This window comes from Pseudochelatococcus sp. B33, assembly GCF_053570585.1.
Map to the genome: position 1 here is coordinate 1 of NZ_JBSEFH010000072.1, position 1586 is coordinate 1586.

The window sequence follows — 1586 nt, forward strand, 5'->3', positions numbered from 1 at the left end:
TGCCCTCTTAATCGGCCGTGCTTGGCGAGACTTTGCATCCATCGTCGTTTCTCCTTCCATCTGCGATAATATACGAATCTGTAGTCCATAATACGCTTCCGCTTGTTGGCATGGAGTTCCGATGCGCCGTGCACTCTTCCGCACTCTGCGACGGGGTGTTTTGGCTGCACGGTGGCAGCGCCCGAACCGTCGCGGTGCAATTTTCCATCGGACTGACGGAGCATCATCACAGGCATTCGAGCGCGGTCCGGCCGTCTGTCGATCGGCGCGGCCGCAGGCAAGATAACGTGCTTCCCGTCGTTCCTGGTCTGCATCGGTCCTCATCCGCCGGAGCGGAGCTCGTATGGTCAGGTTGCGTCCGTCATTGTGCGGGCGCAATGCGTTTCAACGGTTGTCGCTCTGGTCATCGATGTGCTCCCAGAAGCTTGCGATCCTTGACCTGCGCGCGCCGGGCGGTGTCGGCTTCGCTCGCCGCCGGGTCGCCGACATAGAAGGTTCCGTCGCTCCACATGGCGTGCATGATGACCGCCAGCTTGCGCGCCACCGCGACCACCGCCTTGCGGTGGCAGGAGCGCTTGGCGATCTGCTGGCCCCAGGTCTTGACCTTGTCCTTGCCCTTGAAGCGCGTCATCAGGCCGGACGCCGCCTCGTAGAGCGCGCGCCGCACATCGGCGTCGCCGGCCTTGGAGATGCGGCCCTGAACGTCGATCGACGTGCCGGACTGCCATCGTCGTGAGGTCAGCCCGAAATAGGCGGCGACGTCGCGCGAGCGGCGAAAGCGCGACGGATCGTCGATCGCCGTCATGAACGACAGCGCCGTCACCGGGCCGACGCCGGGGATCGCCAGGAACCGCCGGCATAGTTCGGTACGGGCGACGATCTTCACGACGAGATCGTGCAGCCGGCAATATTGCTTCCACAACGCCGCACGCGCCATCAGCATGGCGTCCATCAGCTCAGCTGACAGCGGATCGTCCGCCACCGCCTCGCGCACCGCAGCGTCGAACTTGCCGCGCGAGGTGCCGCCGAGCCGGATGCCGAAACTCTTCAGCGAGTGGCGGATGGCGTTCTCGAGGTCGAGGAACTTGCGCTTCAGGTTGCGCCGGTGCGTCAGCAGAAGCCGCATCCGGTAGCAGCTTTCCGTCTTCACATGCGCCTGGCGGAACCAGCCGGTGCGCATGAGGTGGGCGATGCCGAGCGCGTCCTTCTCGTCGGTCTTGTTGCGTTGCGCCGACATCGCCGCGCGCACGTGCTGCGTCTCCAGGCAGATCGCCGGCAGGCCGAGCTTCAGCAGTTCCGGATGCAGCCAGGGCGACAGCGATCCCGCCTCGTGGCCGACGCGCCGCAGCCGCGCCACGAAGGGTTTCAGCACCGAAAACAGCACCTCCGGCTCGGTCGCCACCTTGACCGTCAGGTGTATCTCGCCGCGATCGTCGACGACGCACACCGCCGTCTCCTCGATCGCAACATCCAGCCCACAAAAGTATTCCATCATCCGCCTCCCGCGTGGTTTCGAGGCGGGCAGTGTACCAGCGGCGGGTGCGGCGGTCGGTGCCGCGGGCGCGGCCTGCCGATTACAGGCGGCA

1 protein-coding gene is annotated in these 1586 nt (G+C 65.4%); it reads right to left on the reverse strand.

Annotated elements, in window-relative coordinates:
- Nucleotides 1-403: 403 nt before the first annotated feature.
- Complete coding sequence (locus ACUSIJ_RS29565) at nucleotides 404-1492, reverse strand: IS110 family transposase (protein WP_449311994.1); 1089 nt, start codon at nucleotides 1490-1492, stop codon at nucleotides 404-406.
- Between the last annotated feature and the right edge of the window lie 94 nt (nucleotides 1493-1586).

What these genes read in the sequence shown, in the direction of transcription:
- ACUSIJ_RS29565 (WP_449311994.1), bottom strand. Translation starts at nt 1,492, where the DNA reads ATGGAATACTTTTGTGGGCTGGATGTTGCGATCGAGGAGACGGCGGTG.